Raw genomic sequence first — 17025 nt, forward strand, 5'->3', positions numbered from 1 at the left:
ACGCTCGGCTGGGAGACCCCAGCCGAGCGCCTGCATAAACTCATCGCGGCCTGAGCAAACCGACCACGTGTTGCAACGACCCCTAGAAACCGCCGGCCGAACGGCGGGGCTTCCACGACCTGGCGGCCCTGTTCCGGCAGGCGGAGGAGCACCCGCCCGCCTCCTGAGCGGACCTCACCCCCAGCCGGGCACCGGCGGCAACGGCCAGGCCGGCAGCACCTCCGGCGCCGGCAACCCGCCGTCCACCCGCAGGCCCGTCAGCAGGCCCGTCAGCGGGCCGCGCCCGGCCAACCAGGCGAGCAGCGCGTGCCCGGGGCCGCTCACCACCGGGCCCGCCCCGCCGATCTCCCAGCTGCGGCCGAGGTCCTCGGCCTCCACCCGGGCCAGCGGCACCGACCGTACGGCCGACGCCGCGGCCGTCTCGGCCAGGGCCGCCCGGACGAACGCCGCGGGCCAGTCGGCCGGCCCGCGGCCGAGGCCCAGGTCGACCGCGTGCACCTCCAGCTCCCGCCAGGCCCGCCACAGCAGGTACCAGGCCGGGTGCCGCCAGCCCGCCAGTGCCGGGACCAGGACGTTCCGGCGCCCGGCCGGCAACTGAGCCGCGTCCCGCAGCAGCCCGTCCAGCCCGTCCCGCAGGTCGTCGACCAGCGCCCCGGCAGCGCGCCCCGCGCCCTCGCGCAGCCGCCGGTCCAGCTCGGCGGCGTCAGCGCGCGGCCCGGGCGCGCTGCCGGTACGGGCCAGGGCGAGCATCCAGCGGTACGCGTCGGCGCTGCGGGCGAGGTGGGTGAGCACATGGCCCCGGCTCCAGCCGGGGAGCAGCGAGGGCTCACGGGCCTGCCGGTCGGTCAGCGACGCGAGGTCCGCGCACAGGCGTGCCGCCGACGCCCGGACCTCCACGAGCAGCCAGTCGAAGTCCACCGGACGGTCGGGCTCCGCGAGCCCCGGCCAGTCGAGCCCGGAACGGGCCGGCTCCGAACAGTCGAGCTCTGACCAGTCGAGCTCGGAGCAGTCGAGCTCGGAACGGGTCGGCTCTGGCACCTCAACCCCCGCTCTCCGCCATCGACTTGATGCCCTCAAGGGTCGCCGTCATCCCGGTCCGCAGCTCCCCCAGACGGAAGGCGACGATCTTCTCCTCCGCCTCCGGCCGGGCGTCGATGGCCCGGGTGACGCCGCTACGGCCCGGGCCGAGCACCACCGAGTGCCGCAGCAGGGTCCCGCCGTCCTCGGGGCGCAGCTCGAAGCGCCACCGGGCCAACGCGCCGGTCGCATCCGTCACCGGGGCGCCGAAGCGGCCGTCCGCGTCCAGGACGGCCCAGGCGAAGGCACGGTGCTCGACCACCTCCACCACCTCGGAGACCGTCCGCCAGTCGGGCATCCCCGCCCGCCGGTTGTACCCCTCGAAGCGGGCGCCCGGCGCGGGGCCGTCCGCACCGTCCAGCCAGGCGACCCGCTGGAGCTCCGGGCTGTGCCGCGCGGGCAGTGCGATGTCCGTCACCAGCGCCCAGAGCCGCTCCACCGTCGCCCCGACGAACACCTCGCAGTCCGCGCCGGGACCATCGGCGTACCGCATTCCGTTCCCCCTCCACTGCCCGACTGTCCGTCCTGCCCGTACGCATGAGCACACGGGCGCACGGGCACGCGCGGATGCAGCTTGTGCAGCTGATGCAAACGGGTCGGCACCCGCCCCGCCCCCGCCTCTACGCGTCCGGAGCGCCGCGAAGGCAGCGGGCGGGTTGCCGCCCTCCTGCGGGCCCTGGCATCGATGATCGAGGCTGTCGGACTTCCAAGTCAATCCGCCGATTTCCTGGGGAACTTCCAAGGTAAGGCTTGGATCGGGCCCCTTCTCCTACCGGCCCGGATCCGGCAGTACCCTGGGCGTTCGTGACCCTCGACGACCTCCGCGTCTTCGCCGCCGTCTGCCGGGCCGGCTCGCTCAGCGCCGTCGCCCGCGACCTGGCGTGCAGCCAGTCCGCCGTCAGCCAGCACGTGAAGCGGCTGGAGCGCGAACTGGGCCTCGCCCTGATCGAGCGACACCCGCGCGGCGTGGTGCCCACCCAGGCCGGACGCCAGCTGCAGACCGCCGTGGCCAACGGGCTGGGCGGCATCGACCACGCGCTGCGCACCATCGCCGAACTCGCCCGCGGCGAGGGCGGATCGGTGCGGATCACCACCGGCGCCACCAGCATCCGGCACTTCATGTCCGCCGCCGTGGTCGACTTCCGCGAACGGTTCCCGCAGGTCAGCCTGGAGTTCCAGACCGGTGTATCCAGCCGTAGCTGTCTGGACGCGCTCACCGCCGGCCAGGTCGACCTGGCCTGGATCACCCTGGGCACGCCCGTCCGCGGCATCGAGCAGCGTCCCGTCGCCGACCTGCCGTGGGTGCTCGCCGTGGCGGCCGCCGACCCGCTCGCCGCCCGGGAGCGCATCGAACCCGTCGACCTCCAGGACGCCCGGCTCATCGGACTGCCGCAGAACTCCGTCTCCCGCTCCCAACTGGACGACTGGCTCGGCAAGTCGGGCATCCGCCCGGTCTTCGACACCAGCGTCACCGACTGGGACACCGCGATCCTGCTCGCCGAACTCGGCCTCGGGCACGCCGTCGTCCCCGCGCTCCCCGAGTGGCAGGGCCCCGGCCACCCCGGGCTCCGGCTGGTGCCGCTGCCCGACCTCCCGGGCCTCACCGTCGGCTGGGCCGCGCGCGAGTGGCTCACCCTGGGACCGCTCGCCCGGGCCTTCGCGGACACCGTCGCCGACCACTGCGGGCGGGCGGCGGCAGGGCCGGTCAGCCCCGCAGCCCCTCGTCGCGCCCCCTGACCGAGCATTCCCCGGCCGACTATCCCCCGGCCGAGTACTCCCCGGCCTCGTAATCCCTGACCGACCGCAGCCCGCCACCGCCCAGGAGCCTGGCCACCGGCAGTCCCTCGTCCCGGGACGTCACCGCCGTCAGTCGCTCGAAGTCCTCGGCCAGGACGTCCAGCAGGCTCAGCACCTGCTCGCCGGTCCGCAGCTCCAGCACCAGTTCGCAGCGCAACTGGGCCGGCAGCTCCGGGCGGTGGGGCAGCCCGTGCCACAGCACCGCCCGCAGGTAGTGCCGCCCCTCGGGCGCCGCGTGCGCCGTCAGCCACGCCGGGTCCAGCCGCTGGGAGAGGCCGAGGCCGGCGGCCCGCTCCTCCAGTCGCAGCAGCGCCGGGGTGTCGACGGCCATCAGGTCACGGGGCAGGGCCCGTTCCGTGTTCATGCCCCCATCCTGGCGCACCCGTACGACCGCCAACGCCCGGGCCGTCAAAGGGCCGTCAAAGGGCGGTCGGCGGGCCGTCAGCGCGTCTGGAAGGACAGGCTGCGGCCGATCTCCACGAAGCCCCGGCGCGCGTACCACGTGCGCGGCCAGTCGACCGCGTCCGCGAGCAGGAACAGCTGCGGGATCCCGGCCGCCGCCGCCAGGGCCAGGCCACTGGCCAGCAGGGTGTCACCGTGACCGGCCCCGCGGTACGGGATCGCGGTGACCAGGTCCTCCAACTGGGCCAGCCCGAGCGCCGGTTCGAGGTAGAGGTCGACCCAGGCGGCGACCTCGCCGTCCGCCGCCCGGGCGGCCAGGAAGTGCACCTGCTCGGCACCGCGCCGCCTGGTCGGCCGACGGTCGGCGAGCTGCCGGAGCAGTTCCGCGTCCTCGTACCACTCCCGCTGCTGCCGCAGGACGGCCTCCCGCAGTTCGGCGAACTCCGTCGGCAGAGCAACCGGTTCGGGCAGCGTGCAACCCGCCGTGTCCCTGGCCATGACCACCACGGCGCTGCGCTCGTACCCGGCCCCGGCCAGCACCGGCGCGGCCCGCTCGCCCCACGCCTCGTCCAGCACGGTGATCGCGTACTGCGAGCGCTGCCCGAGCCAGCGCACCGCCAGCCCCGGCAGCGCCGCCGGGTCGGTGCCCGGTCCGGTGACGATCAGGTGGTTGTGCTCGTGGGAGAGCACGAACTCCGGGTTCCGCACGGCGAAGACCCCGGGGAACTCGGGCAGTTCGACGACCTCGGCCGCCTGGCGGCGGGCGAAGGCGACGTGGAAGGCGGCTACCCGCTCGAGCAGATCGGACATCCCGCCATGATCGCCCGGCGCGCGGCCGTCGGCCAAGCGAATATCCAGCCTCAGGCACGGCCGAGGAACCGCCGGATCCGCTCGCTGCTACGGGCTCGGCAGCGCCTCGTGCAGATAGCCCGGGTCGAAGCGGTCCACCGAAGGCAGCAGGCGCGCGTCCGGGCGCGCCGACTCACGCCCGTCCTGCACACGCCCGTCCTGCTGGGCCAGTTGGGCCTTGGCCATGCGCAGGACGTCGGACGGATCGGGATCGTCGTCGTGCCTGTCCAGGTACCCGTACCGGTCCTGGGTCAGCTTCTTGGCCTTCCGCACGCACGACCGCAGCCTGGCACGGGCCAGGACGGGGTTCCCGACCCGGAGGAAGTGCTGGGCCAGCCACAACTGGCGCAGGTCCGGCCGGTCCACCCGCAACCGCACCATCGCCTCCACGTCCGGCTCCACACCGGCGAGGACGCCCCGACAGCCGAGGTAGAACAACTGCTCGTGGTCGAGGGCGGGATGCAGCTCACGGGCCGTCCTGAGGGCATCGTGCACCTGCACCCGGTCGCCGACCTCCGCCACCCGCAGCAGAGCGAGGTACACCACCCACTTCCGCACGTGCTGACAGCCGAGGTCGTGCGCCCGGGTGAAGTGCCGGTCGGCCAGCTCCAGGTCGCCGTCCTGGATCGCCCGGTAGCCGAGGTCGCACCACCAGTCCGCCTCCGAACCCAGCGGGCCCACCGCCATCAGCAGTTCCATCGGCGGGTGCTCCGGGTGGTACTCCATCAGCATGTCGCGCACCTCCCGGGCACTGCGGTGCTCCCGCAGCCCCGGCTCCCCCCGGTACAGGTCGGTCAGCCGCACGGCCAGGGACCGGCCGGTCGTGGCCAGGGCCTCCCGCAACCGCTCGTAGGTGTCCTGCTCCAGGCGGCCCCACCGACCGGAACGGATCCACCGGGCCAGCGCACCCTCGACGAACTCGTCGGTCGCCACGTCCAGTCCGTTCACCACGGCGTCGGCGAGCGCCTTCAGCGCCCGGTCCGGATCCTCCTCCACCGCCCGCAGCCACTGCGCACGCGCGAGCCGCAGCCTCCGAACCCGACGCCGCCCGGGCAGGGCGAGGAGTTGGGACACCCCCTCCAGCCTCAGGGCCGCCCCCCGGTACCTGCGGTCCGCCTGCCGGAACAGCCCCTTGATCCGCCACACCCTGACCAGTGCCACACCCACCCCCATCCCTCCTCTTCCCAACGTAACGCCCCTACGAAGCCCGGCCGTTCCGGCCCCACCCCCTACGGCGCCCCCCACTCCCCCCACCACCAGCCCACCAAAACCGGGCCCACCACGACCACGGATCGCCGAGCCGCCACAGCAACACCCCCACACCAGAAGTCGACCGGGCCGACTTCCTGTGCCCCCGGACCTCCCAGCTCAGCCCACATCAACGAAGCCCACGCCCCCAAGGGGGCAGCAAACCGTTCCGCATCAAGGCCCCGGACAGCCCCGGCCAACCGCGACATGCCCACCGCCACAGCGACAGACCCCCATAGGAAGTCGACCAGGCCGACTTCCTATGCCGCGCAGCTCAACGGCCGGCCCAGCCTTCGGCATTCGAGAACGACTCATAGCTGTGGCGAGTGGGGTGCTCCCACTCGCGCCCGGTGAGGCGCCGGTAGGCCCGGTCCGGGACGTACAGCAGGGCTTCGGCCCAGACCAGGTCGCGGGCGTACGGGCGGAACTGGGTCGGATCGCCGAGCACGGCCCCGTACTCGGCCCGGCCCGCTGCGACGACGGCCGCGCGGGTGTACAGGAACGCGTCACCCGACAGGTCGGCGCCGTACTCCCAGCGGTCGAGCTGGAACAGGGCGGCGGCCAGGTGTTCGGCGAACCCGATGACAGCGGGCAGCCCGGCCGCTGTCAGCCGCGCCGCCAGAGCGACGGCGAGCCGTTCCGCATCGGGGTCCGAGTCGGGCCCGGCCAATCGGCACTCGTCGATGAGCCGCCAGAAATCGTCCTCGTTCATGCCCGGCAGCATGGACCACCACGCCGACAACCCCACCCCGCACCAGAAGTCGACCGGGCCGACTTCCTGCGCCGCCCAGCCCCCAGCCTCGCCCGGCTCAACGGGCACCCTGACCCCCGGCGTTCGAGAACGGCCCACAGCTGAGGCGCGCGGACCACTCCCCCATGCCTGGCGCCGTGAGCCCCCAGAAATCACCCCCGCACCAGAAGTCGACCAGGCCGACTTCCTACGCCGCCCGGCCTCCAGCCTCGCCCGGCTCAACGGGCGCCCCAGCCCCCGGCGCTCAAGAACCACCCACAGCTGACGCGGCGCGGACGACTCCCCGCACCAGAAGTCGGCCGGCCGACTTCCTACGCCTCCGCGCCGCCTTCCGCCGCCCGGCCGAAGCGGGTGGACCACTCCGCGATCAGTGCCCGCAGCTCCGGCGGGTGGACGATCCGGAACTCGGCGCCCAGGGAGCCCAGGGCCATGGCGGGCCAGTCCAGCGAGTCGGCGGTCATCCGCAGGCGGCAGCGGGTGGCGTCCACCGCCTCGACGTCGCCCCAGCGGCCGACGAGGGCGCGGACGCGCTCGGCGGGGGCCTCCACCAGGGCCTCGATCCGGTTGGGGCGGGGCATGGCGCTGAGGCCCGCGCGGACGAACTCGGCGGCGTCGCTGGCCGGGAGGGTGCGGGGCGCGAAGCGGGCGCCGGTGGCCTCGGCGGCGGTGAGGCGGTCCAGGCGGAAGGTCCGCCAGTCGCCGCGGTCGAGGTCGTAGGCGACCAGGTACCAGCGCCGGTCAAGGCAGACCAGCCGGTGCGGTTCGACGTGCCGCTCGGTGCGCCGCGCGGACGCGGTGGTGTACGAGAAGCGGAGCCGTTCGTCGTCCCGGCAGGCCAGGGCGACGGCGGTGAGGGCGTCCGGGTCGACGCGGGAGGCGGGGGCGGTGCCCCAGTCGACCGGGACGGTGACGGCGCGCAGCGCCTCGACCCGGCGGCGCAGCCGGCCCGGCATCACGTGCACGACCTTGGCCAGGACCCGGACGGAGGCCTCGGCGACCCCCTCCACCGGGCTGTCGGCGGCCGCCTGGAGCCCGACCGCGAGGGCGACCGCCTCCTCGTCGTCGATGACCAGCGGGGGCAGGGCCGCGCCGGCGGCCAGCTGGTAGCCGCCGTCGACGCCGCGCTGGGCCTCGACGGGGTAGCCGAGCTCGCGCAGCCGGTCGATGTCACGGCGCAGGGTGCGGACGGAGACGCCGAGCCGGTCGGCGAGTTCCTCGCCCGGCCAGTACCGGTGGGTCTGGAGCAGGGAGAGCAGTCGCAGGGTCCGGGTGCTGGTGTTCGCCATGTCCCGATTCTGGCCGCTATTCAGGACAGGAAGTGGCCGCAATGCTCCGTAATGTGGTTCTCGTCAGGGGGAGCGAGCCCCGGACCACCACCGAGCAGGCACCGATCAGGACCCGAACGGAAGGCCAGAGCCATGACCGCGACCACCACCCCCAGCAGCACCACCACCCCCAGCACCCCCGCCCCCGTCACCGGCGAGCGCGCCGACCTCCTGATCGCACTGGAGAAGCAGCGGCACTTCCTGCGCTTCACCACCCGCGGCCTCACCGACGAGCAGGCCGGCCTGCGGACCTGTGCGAGCGAGCTGTGCCTGGGCGGCCTGGTCAAGCACGTGAGCACGGTGGAGCGGCTGTGGGCGGAGTTCATCGTGCAGGGCCCGTCCGCGATGCCCGACTTCTCCGCCATGACCGAGGCCGACTTCGCCCGCCGCGCCGACGAGTTCCGGCTGCTGCCGGGCGAGACCCTGGCCGGGGTGCTCGCCGCGTACGCCGAGGTGGCCCGCCGGACGGACGAGCTGGTGGCCACCCTGCCGGACCTCGACGCGACCCAGCCGCTGCCGAAGGCGCCCTGGTTCGAGGCGGACGCCGAGTGGTCGGCCCGCCGGGTGCTGCTGCACATCATCGCCGAGACCGCCCAGCACGCGGGCCACGCCGACATCATTCGCGAGTCCCTGGACGGCGCGAAGAGCATGGGCTGAGCCGGGTGGGGCCCGCCGTCCCGGGCGACGGGCCCCCGGCCCGTCCGGGGTCAGACCTCCGTCCGGGGTCAGACCTCGTCGACGAGGGTGAAGCCGGCCGCGTCGACCGCGCTGCGCACCGCAGTGGTCTCCAGCGGCTGGGCGGAGGCCACGGTGACCCGTCCGCTGGGCGCGTCCGCGACGACCTCGGTGACCCCGGGGATGGCGGCGAGCCCGGCGCTGACGGTCCTCTCGCAGTGGCCGCAGCTCATGCCGTCGACGGTGAGGACGGTGGTGATGGACATGACGGTGCCTCCGGTTACGGGTCGTGGTGCGGGTTGCAGCGCGGGCTGCACTGCGGATCATGATGCGGACCGTGGTGCGGGGCATCGTGATCGACCCGCACCACAACAGCCGATTCCGACGGCGATCCCCAGGAACACGCCGCACAGGTGGCACCATCGAGTGGTTCCGGGAACCGGCGGCGCCGCCCGCCCGACGGGAGCCCCGACAGGAGCCCCGACGCCTGGCGCTCCGGGCACCCGTCGGCCGACACTGGGTGCTCCGGCCCCCCGCACGGAAGGCGCAAGGACCCCATGCCCCTCGGACTCGCCCTCCCCCAGTACGGCCGCTTCGCCGACCCCGCCCTGGCCGTCCGGATCGCCGCCGCGGCCGAGGCGCTCGGCTACGACCGGCTCTGGACGGCCGACCGGCTCCTGGTCGCCAACGCCCCGCGGACCCCGTACCCCGGCGGCAGCGGCGCCCTCCCGGAGAGCCACCGGACCTTCCTCGACCCGCTCACCCTGCTGACCGCCGCCGCCGGCGCGACCAGTCGGGCCCGGCTGGGTACCAGCACGCTCAACGCGCCCTGGTACCCCCCCGGCCCTGCTCGCCCGCACCCTGACGACGATCGACCTGCTCAGCGCCGGCCGCCTCGACGTCGGCTTCGGGCTCGGCTGGTCCGAGGACGAGTACCAGGCGGTCGGTGTCCCGTGGCGGGGCCGGGCGGCCCGGCTGGAGGAGACCCTGGACGTGCTGGAGGCGTTCTGGACCGGGGGCACCGACGTCCGGCACACCGGTGAGCTCTGGACCGTCCCGCCGTCGACCGTCCTGGCCCGCCCGGCCCAACGGCCGCGCCCGCCGGTCCTGTTGGGCGGGGTGAGCCCGGCCGCGCTGGAGCGGGTCGGGCGGCGCGCCGACGGCTGGCTGGGCGTCGGCCTGCCACTACCCGCCCTGCGCCCGCTCTGGGAGCGCGTCCGGGACTCCGCCCGGGCCGCCGGCCGGGACCCGGCGGCGCTGCGCCTGGTGCTGCGGGTCAACCCGGCGGTCACCGCCGCCCCGGCGCCCGCGGGGGACGTCCCCCAGCGCGGCACGGTCGCCCAGATCGCCGACTACCTGGCCGCCGCCGTACGGGAGTTGGGCGCGGAGCCGCTGATCGACCTGCACCACGCGGCGCGGTCCCCGGAGGAATTCCTGTCCCTCGCCCGGGAGTTCCGTGACGCCCTGGCCGTTCCGCCGCTTCCGGCCCGCCCCCCGGCGACGGACTGAGCGACGGACTGAACCCGCCGCCGCAGCCGGACCGTTCCTCCTGATGTACCCCGTTTTGAGCCCGCCCAGGAGTTGCACCACCGCCATGGCCGACACCACCGCGCCCCCGCCCCACCGAATACGCCGACCGCACGGCCGTACGGCGGCGGGCGGCGGCCGATGACGGCGGCTGCCGCCCGCCCGCGCCGCTGGCAGCACTGGCGGCCCTGGCACGCCATACTCGCCGTGGCGCTGGTCGCGGCGGTGACCGCCGGCCTGCTGTGGTGGCAGCCCTGGCGCAGCGAGCCCGCGCCGCTGGCCTTCACCACCGCCCCCGGCGGCTCCGCCCGCTTCGGCACCGGGGCGCACCTGTACCGCTACAAGGTGCGGGTGGAGGACGGGATCGCGGAGAGCCCGGCGCAGTTCGCCGCCGAGGTGGACGCCGTCCTCGGCAACACCCGGCGCGGCTGGGCGGCCGGGAACACCGCGTCCTTCCAGCGGATGGCCGCCGACCCGGTGGACTTCACGGTCTACCTGGCGACCCCGGGCTCCACCGACCGGATCTGCGGCCAGTACGGGCTGGACACCGGCGGCTGGGTCAACTGCGGCGTCCAGCACCAGGTGGTGATCAACCTCCGGCGCTGGACCGAGCTGTCCGATTTCTACCGGAACCAGCCGGAGCTGTACCACGCGCTGGCGATCAACCACGAGGTCGGGCACATCCTCGGCAACGGCCACGTCGACTGCCCGGGCCCGGGCGCCCCGGCGCCGGTGATGATGCAGCAGATCAAGGGCCTGCACGGTTGCGTCCCGAACGGCTGGCCCTACACGGACTCCGGCACCCTGCTGACCGGCCCGCCGGTCCAGGCCCCGACCGACGCGCCGTAGCCCGCGACCGACGCACCGCAGCCTGCGACCGACGCGCCGTAGCCCGCCACCGACGCGCCGTAGCCCGCACCCGCCCCCCTTCCGCCCTCCCCCCGGCACGCCACGCACCGGCACCCCCGCCTGGCGCACAGCACTCCCCCGAGCACGGATAATCACAGGTCGGACCGGGGGGCGCCGCACGGCGCCCCCGGCCGGATCGTGTCCGTACCCGTCCGTGCGTGGAGTGAAGAACCTTGTTCGATGTGGAGAACCTGGACTACCCGGTCCTGCTGGCCGCCGCCGAGGCGGCCGCCCGGGCGACCACGGGCCGGGGCCACGTCGCCGACTACATCCCGGCCCTCGCCGAGGCCGACCCGGAGGCCTTCGGCATGGCCGTGGCCACCGTCGACGGCGAGCTGCACGGCGTCGGCGACTGGGAGCAGCCGTTCTCGATCCAGAGCGTCTCCAAGCTGTTCTCGCTCGCGCTCGCCCTCGCCTACAGCACCGACGGCGGCGAGGACCTCTGGCGGGGCGTCGGCCGGGAGCCCTCCGGCAACCCCTTCAACTCGCTGGTCCAGCTGGAGACCGAGCACGGCATTCCGCGCAATCCGTTCATCAACGCGGGCGCCCTGGTGGTCACCGACCGCCTGCAGTCCCTGACCGGCGACGCCTCCGGCGCCGTACGGCAGTTCCTGCGCCGCGAGTCCGGCAACCGGCTGCTGGACACCGACCCGGTGGTCGCCGTCTCCGAGGCCGAGCACGGCCACCGCAACGCGGCGCTCGCCCACTTCATCGCCAGCCACGGCAACCTGCGGAACCCGGTCGACACCGTGCTGGACCACTACTACGCGCACTGCGCCATCGCCGCCAGCTGCCGCGACCTGGTGCTCGCGGGCGCCTTCCTCGCCCGCTACGGCGTGCGCACCGACGGCACCCGGCTGATGAGCCGTGGCGAGGCCAAGCGCCTCAACGCCGTCCTGCTCACCTGCGGCACCTACGACGCCGCCGGTGAGTTCGCCTTCCGCGTCGGCCTGCCCGGCAAGAGCGGCGTCGGCGGCGGCGTCCTCGCCATACTCCCCGGCCGCGCGGCCGTCTGTGCCTGGGGCCCCCGCCTCGACCAGGCCGGCAACTCGGTCGCTGCCGTGACCGCGCTGGACACCCTCACCACCCTCTCCGGCTGCTCGGTGTTCTGACCACCAGGGCGGGTCCGCACCGCCCCGACCCCGCCACCCCGGCGGGGTCCACGGGCCGGACGGGTGCTTGTACGACAAAGCGTCAGTGGTCCATGCTGGCCGCATGAACCGCCACACGCACCTGAGCCGTCGACTCGACGTCGACCTCGGGCACGCGTGCTCGGCGATCTGTCACCGCGCGCTCTGACGCGGTGATCAGCCCGGCGCCCCCGGCGCCGTCGGGAACCCCATCCGGGCGATCACGTGCACCACCACGCCGCCCACTCCTCCTCCCGATGGGGACTCCCATGCGCCTCGCGCTGCCCGCACTCGTGACCGCCACCCTGCTGACCCTCGCCGTCCCGGCCCACGCCACCGGCCCGACCCAGGCCACCGGCCCGTCCGCCACCGACCCGTCCGCCACCGGACCGTTCGGTCCGCTCCCCCCGCACAACCCGTACGCGGGGCCCGACGGTACCGCCACCATGCACGGCGACACCGGCTCCTCCGACGCCACCCCGCTGCCCGGCCCGGGGCCCGGCCCGCTCGACTCGGAGCGGGTGGCCCTCCAGTCCGCCTGCCCGACGGTGCTGGTCGGCTCGGACGGACGCCCGGTCGCGCTCTGCACCACGATCTTCGGCCTCGTCCCGACGGTCCACCTGCTCGACCCGGCCGACGGCGGTTCCGTCGCCGAACTCCCCATCGCCAAGGGCTCGTTGCTCGGCGGCGTGTACGCCTACCTGGACCAGGACGACCGCCTGGTCGTGGTGGACGGCAACCGCGACCTGCTGCGGATCGGCCACCACCGCACCGCCACCGGCGCCTGGGCGCTGACCGTGGACAGCCGGCTGTCGCTGGCCGGCGCCGTGCCCGAGGGCGACGCCGTGACCGGCCTGTCCCCGGACTGGCAGGGCCGGGTCTGGTTCGCCACCGGCGGCGGGGTGGTGGGCACCGCCGACGACCGCACCGGGACCGTCCGCACCCTCGCCCTCCCGGCCGGGGAGAAGGTCGCCAACTCCATCTCCACCGCCCCGGCCGGCACCCTGGTGGCCACCACCCACGCCACCTACCTGCTGACCGCCGAGGCCGACGGCACTCCGCGCATCGCCTGGCGCCGGCCGTACGACCGCGGACCGGGCCGCAAGCCCGGACAGCTCAGCTGGGGCACCGGCTCCACGCCGACCTTCTTCGGCCCGCGCACCGGCACCGAGTACGTCACCGTCGTCGACAACGCCGCGCCGACCGTGCACCTGCTGGTCCAGCGCACCGCCGACGGCTCCGAGGTCTGCTCCGTCCCGGTCCTCAGGGCGGGCGGCAGCGGCAGCGAGAACTCCCCGGTCGGCGCCGGGAACGCCGTCTTCGTCGCGAGCACCTACGGCTACCCGTACCCCAAGCTGCCCGCCGACGCCGGGCCCAGCGTGCCCGCGTCCGGCCGCTTCTCCGGCGGCCTCAGCCGGGTCGACGTCCGCGCCGACGGCTCCGGCTGCGACCTCGTCTGGGACACCACCGTGCGCTCCGCCGCCGTGCCGAGGCTGTCCACCGGCGACGGCCTGATCCACACCGTGCTGCGCCGGCCGGTCATCCCGGGCACCGACGCCACCTCGATCCTCGATCCGTACGACTACGCCGAGATCGACCCCCGCACCGGCAGCGTCACCCGCACCCACTACCTCGGCGCGGGCTTCCTCTTCGACACCCTCCAGATGGTCGGCTCCATCGCCCCCGGCGGCGTGGTCTACCAGGGCACCACCACCGGCGTCCTGCGGATCAGCAGCGCCGGCTGACCGGCCCACCGCCACCGCTCGGCCGCGCGGCTATGCGGTTACGCGGCTACGCGGCGCGCGGCAGGCCGCTACCGCGCGCCGCGCAGCGTGAGCACGTACGCCGCCGTGAGCGCGACCACCCGGTCGCCGTCCCGCGCCAGCCCGGCGAGCGCGCCCGCCGCCGTGCTCCCCGGGATGTCCGCGAGCGCCTGGGTCAGCCGCCGCCGGGCGGGCTGGTCGACCCCGTCCCGGGCCAGGCGCTCGACGAGCCGCCCGGCGATCCGGTCCGCCAGGGCGGGGTCACCGGCGTCGGCGGCGCCGTTGGCCAGCTCGGCCAGCGCATCCGCCGCGTCGGCGTCGTTGCGCTCCTCGACGATCATGTCGATGAGCGTCGGGACGGCGTCGGCCACCCGCCTGGCCCCGAGCGCCAGGGCCGCGTACCGGCGGACCACCGGATCGGGGCCGGCCAGGGCGTCCCGCAGCAGCGCAGTCGCCGCGTCGGCCGGGATCTCGGCGACGGACCGGACGGCGCGTTCCCGCACCTCGGCCGAGGGCGAGCCGAGGCCCGGCGCCAACACGGCCACCGCCGCCTCGCCGGCCTGCGCCAACGCCCACCGCAGGGCCCCGGCGGCGTTCGGGTCCGACTCGGCCAGCACCGCCTCGGCCAGCGCCTCCAAGGGGACGGGGGCGTCCTCGGCCGCGGCAAGGGCCGCGCGCTGGCGCGCCCCCGCGCTCTTCGACTCCAGCCCGTGGAGCAGCGCGACGGTCCGCAGGACGTCCTCCCAGCCGGCGGGCTCGGCCGCACCGATCCGGCGCAGCCGCGTCAGCAGTTCGGTCTCCGCCGCGATGCGCTCCAGCGTGCGGGCGACGAGGTCGTCGACCAGCCCCGAGGGCGTGAAGCCCGGGTCGTCCAGCGCCCGCCCGACGTCGTGCAGCGACAGGCCGAGGGAGCGCAGGCTCTCGATGTGGAAGATCCGCCGGATGTCCGCGTCGGAGTACTCCCGGTAGCCGGAGCCGGTGCGGCCCGACGGCCGTACCAGGCCGAGCGACTCGTAGTGCCTGAGCATCCGGGCACTGACCCCGGACCGCCGGGCGACCTCACCGATCAACACCGTCCACCACCGATCGACATGCCCTGCTACCCCTCCCGGTCGGTCCCGAGGACGGCGATCCGCTTCGCCTCCTCGATCGCCGACTCGAAGCCGGCGTCCGGGTCGCGGCGCAGCGCCTCCGTGGCGAGCGCGTGGGCGCGCACCCGGGGATCGGGATCCGCCGTCGCGGCCGTCAGGACCGGCGCCGCCGCCTCCCCGAGCGCGACCAGCGCCCGGCTGAGGCTCAGCTGCGCCTCCCGGCCGCCGCGCCCGAACTGCGTCGCCAACCCTACGGCCAGGGCGGGCCGCTCGTCCTCGGGCGCCAGCACGACCGCGGCCCGCCAGGCGCTGCGGGCCACCTCCTCGTCGGGGTCGGACAGCAGCGCCGGGGTGACGGCCGGCCACGCCAGGGGGTCCCCGATCTTGGACAGGGTGTGCAGCGCCTGGCTCCGCGCCTGGGCGCGCTCCGAGCGGACCTCCTCGAGCAGCGGCGGGACGGCCACCGCCGCCGGATGGCGGGTGAGCGCCCAGGTGAGCATCTCCCGCACCGGGAAGTCGGGCTCGACGGCGCACCGCTCGACCAGCCCGTCGACGAACCCCGGGTCGGGGTTCGTACCGACGGCCAGCGCGGCCCGCAGCCGTACCGACGGGTCGTCGTGCGCCAGCCCCCGCAGCACCCGCACCGTGTTCGCGTCCTCGGTCGACGTCGTCGTCATCAGGACCACCTCCTGGACGCCAGTGAAGGGCTTGTCACGGTGTCAAGGTCAAGCGGACGAGGTTGAGCGGCCAGGGCCGAGCGGGCCGGCACCGCCGAGCGGGCGCCGAGCCGGGAGGCCGCCGGGAACCTAGGGTGGGTCCGGGGAGTGAGCGAGGGGGGTGTGCCGACGGGCCGGGCGTACGGAGGTGGGCGAGGTGATCCGCGGTGTCCACCTGGAGGCACAGTGGCGGCGCGAGGCGCTGCGGACCAACCTGTGGGTCGTCCCGGTGCTGGAGGTCGGGTTCGCCGCGGCCCTGTTCGCGGTCACGGTCGCGCTGGACCGGGGCGCCTACGACGGGACGCTGGGCCTGCCGTCCTGGGTGATCAGCGGGACGGCGGACTCGGCGCGGCAGATCCTGGCGGCGATCGCGGCGGCGCTGATCACCGTGGTCGGCGTGGTGTTCTCGATCATGATCGTGACGCTCACCCTGGCCTCCACCCAGTTCGGGCCGCGGATGCTGCGCACCTTCATCCGGGACCGGACCACCCAGATGACCCTGGGCACCTTCGTCGGGACGTTCGTCTTCGCGATCCTCTCGCTGGTCGTCATCGGACCGGGCCCGAGGGGTGACTTCGTCCCCCATCTGTCGATCACCGCGTGCATGGTGCTGGTCATGCTCGACCTCGCCGTACTGATCTACTTCATCCACCACATCGCCACCTCCATCCAGCTGCCCCGGGTGATCGCGAGCATCGCGGCGGAGCTGTCGGAGGCGATCGAAGCGGGCGCGGGCAGGTCGGACCGGCCGACCGGGGGCGGCGCGGGGCCGACGGCCGCGGAGCTGAACGTCCGGCTGGACACCTCGGGGGCGACGGTCCCGGCCCCCGCCAGCGGCTACCTCCAGTTCGTCCGGCACCGCACGCTGGTCCGGATGGCCACGGAGCTCGACGCCGTCATCCGGCTGGACCACCGGCCGGGGCACTTCCTCGTCCAGGGCCACCAGCTGGCCACCGTCTGGCCGCCCGCGGCCGCGCCCGAGGTGGCCCGCAGCTTCGCCCGCGCCCATGTCGTCGGCTCGACCCGCACCCTCGCCCAGGACATCGCCTTCGCCGTCGACCAGTTGGTGGAGATCGCCATCCGGGCCCTGTCCACCGCCGTCAACGACACCTTCACCGCCCTGACCTGCATCGACTGGCTGGGCGAGGGCCTGTGCCGGATCGCCGCCCGCTGGGACCCGAACCCCGTCCACCGCGACGAGGCCGGGTACATCCGGGTGATGACCGTCCCGGTGAGCTACGAGCGGCTGGTCCAGCGGTCGTTCGAGAAGATCCGCCAGGCCGCCCACGGCATGCCCGCCGTGCTGATCCGCCAGCTGGACGCGCTGGCCGAGATCATGGCGGAGACCCGGACCGAACAGCAGCGCCGGGTCCTGCTCGAACAGGCGGAGATGATCGAACGCCTCAACCTGGAGTCCGTCCCGGAGGCCGCCGACCGCGACGACGTCCGACGCCGCTACCTCTCGGTCCTGGCCGCCTACGCCCGGGCCGGCCGGTCGGGCTGACCCCTGCCCCTGGGCCCTGCCCCTGACCCCTGCCCCAGGGCCCGCCCGGGGGCCCGCCCGGGGGCCCGCCCGGGGGCCCGCCCGGGGGCCCGGAACGGAAGCACGGAACTCGGTAGCGCTAAGTGGATATGACATGTACTCTGCGTATCGCTGGTTGAACACGCTGCGGGCCTGGTCGCCACTCCGTGGGGGGAGTCACGCCCAGGCCCGATCGCCGGCCCGGGGCCCGGTTGCGCTCGTGGGGGAGCGTCAGCCGGGCCC

The 17025-nt window shown here is 74.8% G+C and carries 17 protein-coding genes and 1 pseudogene; 8 read left to right on the forward strand and 10 right to left on the reverse strand.

Translation table 11 applies throughout. The annotated features are described in order from the left end of the window. Positions 1-174: 174 nt before the first annotated feature. Positions 175-1038: a maleylpyruvate isomerase family mycothiol-dependent enzyme gene (locus tag AB0F71_RS21815; RefSeq protein WP_360236965.1), complete on the reverse strand. Its 864-nt coding sequence runs from the start codon at positions 1036-1038 to the stop codon at positions 175-177. Position 1039: 1 nt separating this feature from the next. Beyond that, positions 1040-1570 carry an SRPBCC family protein gene (locus AB0F71_RS21820; protein WP_360236968.1) on the reverse strand — a complete coding sequence of 177 codons (531 nt, stop codon included), beginning with the start codon at positions 1568-1570 and terminating at the stop codon, positions 1040-1042. 311 nt (positions 1571-1881) lie between these two features. Here AB0F71_RS21820 and AB0F71_RS21825 point away from each other — a divergent pair, with 311 nt between their 5' ends. Then, on the forward strand, positions 1882-2814 hold the full coding sequence (locus tag AB0F71_RS21825; protein ID WP_360236971.1) for a LysR family transcriptional regulator: 933 nt from the start codon (positions 1882-1884) through the stop codon (positions 2812-2814). 19 nt (positions 2815-2833) lie between these two features. On the opposite strand, the gene AB0F71_RS21830 is transcribed toward AB0F71_RS21825, so the two are convergent. From AB0F71_RS21830 to AB0F71_RS21850, 5 genes are all read right to left on the reverse strand, one after another. After that, a complete protein-coding gene (locus AB0F71_RS21830; protein WP_360236974.1) occupies positions 2834-3238 on the reverse strand; it encodes a hypothetical protein in 405 nt (134 codons plus the stop codon). A gap of 77 nt (positions 3239-3315) precedes the next feature. Beyond that, positions 3316-4086 (reverse strand): GNAT family N-acetyltransferase, encoded by a 771-nt coding sequence (locus tag AB0F71_RS21835; RefSeq protein ID WP_360236977.1) that lies wholly within the window; start codon positions 4084-4086, stop codon positions 3316-3318. A gap of 87 nt (positions 4087-4173) precedes the next feature. Then, the gene (locus AB0F71_RS21840; RefSeq protein WP_360236980.1) at positions 4174-5292 is read right to left on the reverse strand and encodes a hypothetical protein; all 1119 of its coding nucleotides are present in this window, start codon (positions 5290-5292) and stop codon (positions 4174-4176) included. 355 nt (positions 5293-5647) lie between these two features. Then, entirely contained in the window at positions 5648-6085 is a 438-nt protein-coding gene (locus AB0F71_RS21845; RefSeq protein WP_360236983.1) for a DUF4240 domain-containing protein, read from the reverse strand. A 350-nt stretch (positions 6086-6435) separates the two neighbouring features. Next, positions 6436-7410: a YafY family protein gene (locus AB0F71_RS21850; RefSeq protein ID WP_360236986.1), complete on the reverse strand. Its 975-nt coding sequence runs from the start codon at positions 7408-7410 to the stop codon at positions 6436-6438. A 132-nt stretch (positions 7411-7542) separates the two neighbouring features. Here AB0F71_RS21850 and AB0F71_RS21855 point away from each other — a divergent pair, with 132 nt between their 5' ends. Then, positions 7543-8106, forward strand: a complete 564-nt coding sequence (locus AB0F71_RS21855) for a DinB family protein (RefSeq protein ID WP_360236989.1) — start codon at positions 7543-7545, stop codon at positions 8104-8106. Positions 8107-8174: 68 nt separating this feature from the next. Here AB0F71_RS21855 and AB0F71_RS21860 read toward each other — a convergent pair whose 3' ends face one another. Continuing rightward, positions 8175-8390 (reverse strand): heavy-metal-associated domain-containing protein, encoded by a 216-nt coding sequence (locus AB0F71_RS21860; protein ID WP_360236992.1) that lies wholly within the window; start codon positions 8388-8390, stop codon positions 8175-8177. A 291-nt stretch (positions 8391-8681) separates the two neighbouring features. Here AB0F71_RS21860 and AB0F71_RS21865 point away from each other — a divergent pair. The 5 genes and pseudogenes from AB0F71_RS21865 to AB0F71_RS21885 all read left to right on the forward strand — a co-directional run. Continuing rightward, a pseudogene (locus tag AB0F71_RS21865) lies at positions 8682-8900 on the forward strand (LLM class F420-dependent oxidoreductase); the annotation flags it as partial. 100 nt (positions 8901-9000) lie between these two features. Beyond that, positions 9001-9633, forward strand: coding sequence for an LLM class flavin-dependent oxidoreductase (locus AB0F71_RS21870; protein WP_360237209.1), 633 nt, complete (start codon positions 9001-9003; stop codon positions 9631-9633). 159 nt (positions 9634-9792) lie between these two features. Further along, entirely contained in the window at positions 9793-10500 is a 708-nt protein-coding gene (locus tag AB0F71_RS21875) for a DUF3152 domain-containing protein (protein WP_360236995.1), read from the forward strand. Between the two features lie 266 nt (positions 10501-10766). Continuing rightward, complete coding sequence (locus tag AB0F71_RS21880) at positions 10767-11672, forward strand: glutaminase (RefSeq protein WP_360237211.1); 906 nt, start codon at positions 10767-10769, stop codon at positions 11670-11672. 287 nt (positions 11673-11959) lie between these two features. After that, positions 11960-13435 (forward strand): hypothetical protein, encoded by a 1476-nt coding sequence (locus tag AB0F71_RS21885; protein ID WP_360236998.1) that lies wholly within the window; start codon positions 11960-11962, stop codon positions 13433-13435. Positions 13436-13503: 68 nt separating this feature from the next. Here the strand turns inward: AB0F71_RS21885 and AB0F71_RS21890 are convergent, their stop codons facing one another. Together AB0F71_RS21890 and AB0F71_RS21895 are read right to left on the reverse strand one after the other, a co-directional pair. Continuing rightward, entirely contained in the window at positions 13504-14526 is a 1023-nt protein-coding gene (locus tag AB0F71_RS21890; protein ID WP_360237001.1) for a MerR family transcriptional regulator, read from the reverse strand. Positions 14527-14552: 26 nt separating this feature from the next. Continuing rightward, the gene (locus tag AB0F71_RS21895; RefSeq protein WP_360237004.1) at positions 14553-15221 is read right to left on the reverse strand and encodes a HEAT repeat domain-containing protein; all 669 of its coding nucleotides are present in this window, start codon (positions 15219-15221) and stop codon (positions 14553-14555) included. Between the two features lie 196 nt (positions 15222-15417). Between AB0F71_RS21895 and AB0F71_RS21900 the strand changes: the two genes are divergently transcribed. Further along, positions 15418-16764 carry a DUF2254 domain-containing protein gene (locus AB0F71_RS21900; RefSeq protein WP_360237007.1) on the forward strand — a complete coding sequence of 449 codons (1347 nt, stop codon included), beginning with the start codon at positions 15418-15420 and terminating at the stop codon, positions 16762-16764. Positions 16765-17025: the final 261 nt, after the last annotated feature.

The organism is Kitasatospora sp. NPDC028055 (assembly GCF_040637885.1).
Lineage (GTDB): Bacteria > Actinomycetota > Actinomycetes > Streptomycetales > Streptomycetaceae > Kitasatospora.

Bases quoted from the DNA above. Each gene is read 5' to 3' on its own strand.
- AB0F71_RS21820 (WP_360236968.1), bottom strand. From the start codon at position 1,570: ATGCGGTACGCCGATGGTCCCGGCGCGGACTGCGAGGTGTTCGTCGGG.
- AB0F71_RS21830 (WP_360236974.1), bottom strand. From the start codon at position 3,238: ATGAACACGGAACGGGCCCTGCCCCGTGACCTGATGGCCGTCGACACC.
- AB0F71_RS21835 (WP_360236977.1), bottom strand. From the start codon at position 4,086: ATGTCCGATCTGCTCGAGCGGGTAGCCGCCTTCCACGTCGCCTTCGCC.
- AB0F71_RS21845 (WP_360236983.1), bottom strand. From the start codon at position 6,085: ATGAACGAGGACGATTTCTGGCGGCTCATCGACGAGTGCCGATTGGCC.
- AB0F71_RS21850 (WP_360236986.1), bottom strand. From the start codon at position 7,410: ATGGCGAACACCAGCACCCGGACCCTGCGACTGCTCTCCCTGCTCCAG.
- AB0F71_RS21855 (WP_360236989.1), top strand. From the start codon at position 7,543: ATGACCGCGACCACCACCCCCAGCAGCACCACCACCCCCAGCACCCCC.
- AB0F71_RS21860 (WP_360236992.1), bottom strand. From the start codon at position 8,390: ATGTCCATCACCACCGTCCTCACCGTCGACGGCATGAGCTGCGGCCAC.
- AB0F71_RS21875 (WP_360236995.1), top strand. From the start codon at position 9,793: ATGACGGCGGCTGCCGCCCGCCCGCGCCGCTGGCAGCACTGGCGGCCC.
- AB0F71_RS21885 (WP_360236998.1), top strand. From the start codon at position 11,960: ATGCGCCTCGCGCTGCCCGCACTCGTGACCGCCACCCTGCTGACCCTC.
- AB0F71_RS21895 (WP_360237004.1), bottom strand. From the start codon at position 15,221: ATGACGACGACGTCGACCGAGGACGCGAACACGGTGCGGGTGCTGCGG.